The 5,879-nt window shown below is 67.3% G+C and carries 8 protein-coding genes; 5 read left to right on the top strand and 3 right to left on the bottom strand.

What is annotated here, in order from left to right:
- The first annotated feature begins 115 nt into the window (after positions 1 to 115).
- A complete protein-coding gene (locus tag A6M56_RS09705) occupies positions 116 to 469 on the top strand; it encodes a glyoxalase superfamily protein (RefSeq protein ID WP_045785565.1) in 354 nt (117 codons plus the stop codon).
- 64 nt (positions 470 to 533) lie between these two features.
- Here the strand turns inward: A6M56_RS09705 and A6M56_RS09710 are convergent, their stop codons facing one another.
- A complete protein-coding gene (locus A6M56_RS09710; RefSeq protein ID WP_102080644.1) occupies positions 534 to 734 on the bottom strand; it encodes a hypothetical protein in 201 nt (66 codons plus the stop codon).
- 58 nt (positions 735 to 792) lie between these two features.
- A complete protein-coding gene (locus A6M56_RS09715) occupies positions 793 to 1,188 on the bottom strand; it encodes a PRC-barrel domain-containing protein (protein ID WP_233902665.1) in 396 nt (131 codons plus the stop codon).
- Positions 1,189 to 1,453: 265 nt separating this feature from the next.
- Between A6M56_RS09715 and A6M56_RS09720 the strand changes: the two genes are divergently transcribed.
- Together A6M56_RS09720 and A6M56_RS09725 are read left to right on the top strand one after the other, a co-directional pair.
- Positions 1,454 to 1,933, top strand: coding sequence for a hemerythrin domain-containing protein (locus A6M56_RS09720; RefSeq protein WP_045785562.1), 480 nt, complete (start codon positions 1,454 to 1,456; stop codon positions 1,931 to 1,933).
- A 12-nt stretch (positions 1,934 to 1,945) separates the two neighbouring features.
- Positions 1,946 to 3,742 (top strand): thiamine pyrophosphate-requiring protein, encoded by a 1,797-nt coding sequence (locus A6M56_RS09725; protein ID WP_045785561.1) that lies wholly within the window; start codon positions 1,946 to 1,948, stop codon positions 3,740 to 3,742.
- A gap of 6 nt (positions 3,743 to 3,748) precedes the next feature.
- Here A6M56_RS09725 and A6M56_RS09730 read toward each other — a convergent pair whose 3' ends face one another.
- Complete coding sequence (locus A6M56_RS09730; protein WP_045785560.1) at positions 3,749 to 4,021, bottom strand: hypothetical protein; 273 nt, start codon at positions 4,019 to 4,021, stop codon at positions 3,749 to 3,751.
- A 225-nt stretch (positions 4,022 to 4,246) separates the two neighbouring features.
- Between A6M56_RS09730 and A6M56_RS09735 the strand changes: the two genes are divergently transcribed.
- On the top strand, positions 4,247 to 4,516 hold the full coding sequence (locus tag A6M56_RS09735; RefSeq protein WP_102080643.1) for a MoaD/ThiS family protein: 270 nt from the start codon (positions 4,247 to 4,249) through the stop codon (positions 4,514 to 4,516).
- 48 nt (positions 4,517 to 4,564) lie between these two features.
- The gene (locus tag A6M56_RS09740) at positions 4,565 to 5,698 is read left to right on the top strand and encodes a WD40/YVTN/BNR-like repeat-containing protein (RefSeq protein ID WP_102080642.1); all 1,134 of its coding nucleotides are present in this window, start codon (positions 4,565 to 4,567) and stop codon (positions 5,696 to 5,698) included.
- Positions 5,699 to 5,879 lie beyond the last annotated feature (181 nt).

Below are 5,879 nucleotides of genomic sequence, written 5' to 3' on the forward strand. Positions count from 1 at the left end.
TTTTGTGTGCCCGCCACTTTACGTGATGTGCGTGGCGCCCGCATGCGCCGGCTCCGTCACAGGCCCAGGGCGCTGACTACAATGCGCTCACCCGTTCACTGCACGAGGAGCCCGCATGGCCGTCAAGCGCATCGTCCCCAACCTGCATGCAGCCGACCCGGCACTGGCGCGCGCGTTCTACGCCGAATTCCTGGGGCTCGACCCTGTCATGGATCACGGCTGGATCGTCACCTATGCCCACACCGGTGCGGCCGCGCCGCCGCAGCTCAGCATCGCCACGGAGGGCGGTGGCGGCACGCCCGTGCCGGCGCTGTCGGTGGAAGTGGATGACGTGGATGCCGCCCACGCGCGTGCACAGGCGCTCGGCCTGCAGGTCGTGTACGCGCTCACGGATGAGCCGTGGGGCGTGCGGCGCTTCTTCGTCCGCGATCCGTTCGGCAACGTGATCAACATCCTGGCGCACCGTTGAGGGTGCGCCGAAGCAAAACGCCCGCATGCTTGCGGCGATGCGGGCGGCTGGCCAACAGGGCAGGTCAGCGGTGGCCGCCGTTGTGGCCGCGCTGGTCGTCGCGCGCGGTGCCGTTGCTGTCCTTGCCCTTGTCTTTGTCGACCACGCGCGTGATGCCGCCCGTGGCGGGCGGGTCGCTGGCCGGGAAGGTGTCTTCCACAGCCTTTTCGACGAGGTCCTCGCGCTTGTGTGCAGTCGGGTTCTTTTCCTTCTTACTCTCTTCCATAACGCTCTCCTTTTTCAAGCGGTCCTGACGACACGCACGCGAATCCCGTGCCTGCGCGTCAATATTCCTCCCAGTACGGGCGCGAGCCGTAGTACTCATGCACCGACTGCGCCCATGTCGCGTCGGCCATGGTCGGCCAATGATCCTTGTCGAACCCGGGCGCCGTGTCGAGGCGGTCCTTGTCGGCATCGAGGACGAAGCACTTGCGGTCCACATCGAGCGACATGGCGCTCCATGGCACGGCGAACAGCTTGTCGCCAATGCCCAGGAAACCGCCCACCGACATCACCGCATACGCAATGCGGCCGCGCTGTACGTCGAGCATGATGTCGGTGATCTTGCCGAGGTCTTCCCCATTCAGGTTGACGACGCGATCGCCTTCCAGCGTCCCGGCGGCCATCAGCTCGGGCCCCGGGCCTGGCGACGTCGGATCGGCGCGCCCGATGATGCGCATGCGCACGCCGGCCGTGGTGCTGGCCCCTGCGCCCAGGCCACCGGCAGTAGTCGTGTAATCCATAGCAAATCCCTCCATCAGTTCGGGTTGAGGTTCAACGGTGCGCGACGGCCGTGCGCCGTGCATGTGCGCGCGACCGCCGTGAGCATCCATTGGCGTCAGCATGAAACCTGCCTGCGCTGCGGGCCCTCCCGCCCCGACCCGCGGCATGGCGCTTGCTCGACGGTACGGCGACCCCACCCCAAGGCAACCAGGAGAGATCCCCATGAACAAATCCGAAATTCCTGTGGCGCAGCGCGCCGTGCTGTCGATGCTGCTGGACGATCACCGCGAGGTGAAGAAACTCTTCAAGACGTTCCAGCAGGAAAAGGACAAGCCCAGCGGCGAGCAGATCGTGCGCGAAGCGTGTGAAAAGTTGACCGTCCACACCAAGCTGGAGGAAGAACTGTTCTACCCGTTCGTGCGCGACAACGGCGGCGAGGCCTTCAAGGACATCCTCGATGAAGCGCTGGTCGAGCACGCAACCGCCAAGGATCTGATCAAGCAGCTCGCGGGCATGCAGGCGGGCGACGACTTGTTCGAGGCGAAGTTCACCGTGCTGGCGGAGTACGTCGCGCACCACGTGGAGGAAGAAGAAACCGAGCTCTTCCCCAAGCTGATCCGCCAGCATGTCGACCTCTCATCGCTGCAGGAGCCGATGACGGCGCGCAAGGAAGCGCTGCTCTCCGAAGGCGCAACGGCCTGACAAGGACGCACCATGGCACCCACTGTCTGCGATTTCCTTGTCGAACGCCTGTACCAGTGGGGCGTGCGGCGCATCTTCGGCTACCCCGGCGATGGCATCAACGGCATGTTCGGTGCATTGCAGCGTGCCGGCGGCAAGATCGAGTTCGTGCAGGCGCGGCATGAGGAGATGGCCGCCTTCATGGCGTCGGCGCATGCCAAGTTCACCGGGGAGCTTGGCGTCTGCATGGCGACGTCGGGCCCCGGCGCCGCGCATCTGGTCACCGGCCTCTACGATGCGCGGCTCGACCACATGCCGGTGCTGGCGATTGCAGGCCAGCAGGCGCGCACGGCCGTCGGCGGGCATTACCAGCAGGAGGTGGATCTGGTGGCGATGTTCCGCGACGTGGCCGGGGCGTTCGTGCACCAGGCCAGCGTGCCCGCGCAGGTGCGGCACCTGCTCGACCGTGCGGTGCGCATCGCCATTGGCCAGCGCCGTGTGACGGCACTGGTGCTGCCGAACGATCTGCAGGAAATGCCATACAGCTCGCCGCCGCATGCGCACGGCACGCTGCACTCGGGCGTGGGTTACAGCGCGCCCAGCGTGGTGCCGCATGCCGTCGACCTGGAACGCGCGGCGGACGTGCTCAACCGCGGCCGGCGCGTGGCGATGCTGGTGGGCGCAGGTGCACTCGGGGCCAGCGCCGAGGTGGCCGCGGTGGCGCAGACGCTCGGTGCCGGCGTGGCCAAGGCGCTGCTCGGCAAGGCGGTGCTGCCCGACGATCTGCCCTATGTGACGGGCGCCATCGGCCTGCTCGGCACCGAGCCGAGCTGGGAACTCATGAACCACTGCGACACGCTGCTGATGGTCGGCTCGGGCTTCCCGTACGCCGAGTTCCTGCCCAAGGAGGGCCAGGCGCGCGGCGTGCAGATCGACATCGACCCCGGCATGCTCGGGCTGCGCTACCCGATGGAAGTCAACCTCGTCGGCGATTGCGCGCAGACGCTGCGGGCGTTGTTGCCGCTGCTCCAGCGCAAGACCGACACGTATTGGCCCGAGCGCATCGCGCGCTGGAATGCCGACTGGTGGAAGACGCTGGAAGCACGCGCACTGCAGCCGGCGTTTCCCGTCAATCCGCAGCGCGTGTTCTGGGAACTGTCACCCCGGCTGCCCGACAACGTGATCGTCACCAGCGACTCCGGCACGTGCGCCAACTGGTACGCGCGCGACCTGAAGTTCAAGCCCGGCATGATGGGTTCGCTGTCGGGCGGACTGGCGTCGATGGGCGCGGCGGTGCCGTATGCGATTGCGGCCAAGTTCGCGCATCCCGAGCGGCCCGTCATCGCACTGGTGGGCGACGGCGCCATGCAGATGAACAACATGGCCGAGCTCATCACGGTGGCCAAGTACTGGAAGCAGTGGACATCGCCGAAGTGGATCTGCATGGTCCTCAACAACCAGGACCTGAACGAAGTCACGTGGGAACAGCGCGTGATGGAGGGCAATCCGAAGTTTCCGGCGTCGCAGGACATTCCCGACGTGCCGTACCACCGCTTTGCGGAACTGATCGGCCTGCAGGGGCTTTACGTGGACAACCCCGACCAGCTGGCCGGCGCGTGGGACGAATCCCTCGCCGCAGACCGCCCCGTGGTGCTGGAAGTGAAGACCGACCCCGATGTGCCGCCGCTGCCGCCGCACGTCACCCTGCAACAGGCGCGGAACTTTGCGACCGCGCTGGCCTATGGCGATCCCGATGCCAGTGGCGTGCTGCGCGGGACGGCGCGGCAGGTGCTGTCGGCGCTGTTCCCGGTGCATCGGGATAAGGAGTGAGGCAGATCAGCGGGCGCGCCGCACCGCGTCCGCCATTGGCTTCCAATGCAGGAATCCGAACAGCAGCGTCAGCAGCACGCTGTCGAGCAGCGGGCCCTTGTGCAGCGCAACCTTGCGAAAGCAGAACACCACCTCCAGCAGATGGGCGGCCAGCAGCACGGCCGCCACGATCCGCACCCCATGGATGACGTCGGCCGACAGCGCCAGCGGCGCCGCATAGCTGCCCAGCGCGACGCCGTAGATGGCGAGCAACAGCACTTTGTTCAGGAAGTAGAACACGCAGGTCTCCGGAAACGTTGGTGAGGCGGCGCACCGCAGCATACAAGCTGGCCGGCCAGCGTGCGCGCTTTAAACGCTCGCCGCCACGGGCACGCAGGGGGGCGACTGATGCATCGCTTCGCGGTGTTGCACCTTCCCGGCCGCCCGCGAATCCGCTCCCGCTGCGCGCTGAGCTGCCTACACTACAGAAACACCCGACACGGCCGCCCCCCGTGCGACGCCCCCATGGCGTATCTCTTTTTTGCTGCCTCGATCCAGCGGCACATTCCGACGCCCGAGCGCGAGGTCGATGCGCGCACGCTGGGCGAAGCGCTCGACGCGGTGTTTGCCGAGCAACCCCGGCTGCGCGGCTACATCCTCGACGATCAAGGCGCGCTGCGCAAACACCTCGCCGTGTTCATCGATGGACAACCGGTGCGCGATCGGCAGCGTCTGACCGACCCGCTGGGCAAAGCGAGCCGCGTGTACGTCATACAGGCGCTGACCGGCGGTTAGCGCGCCGCGCATCCACGAATCCGCCCGTCCCTCGCCAGGAGAGCCGACATGGACGATCGATTGCTTGTCGCCACCCGCAAGGGGCTGTTCGCGCTGCGCCCCGGGGCCGAGGGCCGATGGACACTCGGCCAGCCGGACTTCATTGGCGAACCGGTAAGCATGGTGCTGCCCGACCCGCGCGACGGATCGGTGTATGCCGCGCTCAATCTCGGACACTTCGGCGTGAAGCTGCACCGGCGGCGCGCGGGCATGGCCGCGTGGGAGGAATGCGGCGTCCCGACCTACCCACCGCAGCCCGCCGACGAAACAGATTCCGGTGACCGCGCGGATGCGGATGCGGCAACACCCGGCCCGCCCTCGCCCGCATGGACGCTGCAGCAAATCTGGTCGCTCGAGGCAGGCGGCGCCGAGGAGCCCGGCGTGCTGTGGGCCGGCACGATTCCCGGCGGGCTTTTCCGCTCGGTCGATGGCGGCGACTCGTGGGCGCTGAACCGGGCGCTGTGGGACCGCCCCGAGTGCCGCGAATGGTTTGGCGGCGGCTATGACGCGCCGGGCATCCACTCTGTGATGGTCGACCCGCGCGACAGTCGGCACGTCACGATCGGCGTGTCGTGCGGCGGGGTCTGGCAGAGCACCGATGGCGGCGCGAGCTGGCGCGTGACGGCCGAGGGCATGGAAGCCGACTACATGCCGCCGGAGCGGCGCGGCGATGCGAACGTGCAAGACCCGCACCGCGTCGTGCAATGCGCCGCCAACCCCGACGTGCTGTGGGTGCAGCATCACTGCGCGATCTTTCGATCGACCAATGGGGGCATGCACTGGCAGCGCCTGGAAGCGCAGCCATCGAGCTTTGGTTTTGCGGTGGCCGTGCATCCGCACGAGCCCGACACCGCGTGGTTCGTGCCCGCCGTGAAAGACGCATGCCGCCTCCCGGTGGACGGCCGCCTCGTCGTCACCCGCACCCGCGATGGCGGGCGCACGTTCGAAGCCCTGTCCAATGGATTGCCGCCGGCGCCGGCCTCTGACCTCGTGTATCGGCATGGCCTGGCCGTTGACCAGACCGGCACGCGCCTGGCAATGGGGTCGACCACCGGCGCGCTATGGACGTCTGCAGATGGCGGCGACAGCTGGCAGCTGGTCTCTGCGCACCTTCCTCCGATCTATTGCGTCCGGTTTGGATGACGGCGCCGTGGGGCGAGCACAAAAAAAGCCGCTGCAAACGCAGCGGCTTCTTATCGTCCAAGACGGCACAGCACGCGATACGGCCTATTCCACCGTAACGGATTTCGCCAGATTGCGCGGCTTGTCCACATCGGTGCCGCGCGCCAGCGCGGTGTGATACGCCAGCAGCTGCAGCGGCACC

It is taken from the genome of Ralstonia sp. RL (assembly GCF_001683835.1).
GTDB lineage: Bacteria > Pseudomonadota > Gammaproteobacteria > Burkholderiales > Burkholderiaceae > Ralstonia > Ralstonia mannitolilytica.

Excerpts from the sequence above, each read along its gene's own strand:
- A6M56_RS09735 (WP_102080643.1), top strand. The coding sequence starts at position 4,247 with ATGGCGTATCTCTTTTTTGCTGCCTCGATCCAGCGGCACATTCCGACG.
- A6M56_RS09740 (WP_102080642.1), top strand. The coding sequence starts at position 4,565 with ATGGACGATCGATTGCTTGTCGCCACCCGCAAGGGGCTGTTCGCGCTG.
- A6M56_RS09720 (WP_045785562.1), top strand. The coding sequence starts at position 1,454 with ATGAACAAATCCGAAATTCCTGTGGCGCAGCGCGCCGTGCTGTCGATG.
- A6M56_RS09710 (WP_102080644.1), bottom strand. The coding sequence starts at position 734 with ATGGAAGAGAGTAAGAAGGAAAAGAACCCGACTGCACACAAGCGCGAG.
- A6M56_RS09715 (WP_233902665.1), bottom strand. The coding sequence starts at position 1,188 with ATGCGCATCATCGGGCGCGCCGATCCGACGTCGCCAGGCCCGGGGCCC.
- A6M56_RS09705 (WP_045785565.1), top strand. The coding sequence starts at position 116 with ATGGCCGTCAAGCGCATCGTCCCCAACCTGCATGCAGCCGACCCGGCA.
- A6M56_RS09725 (WP_045785561.1), top strand. The coding sequence starts at position 1,946 with ATGGCACCCACTGTCTGCGATTTCCTTGTCGAACGCCTGTACCAGTGG.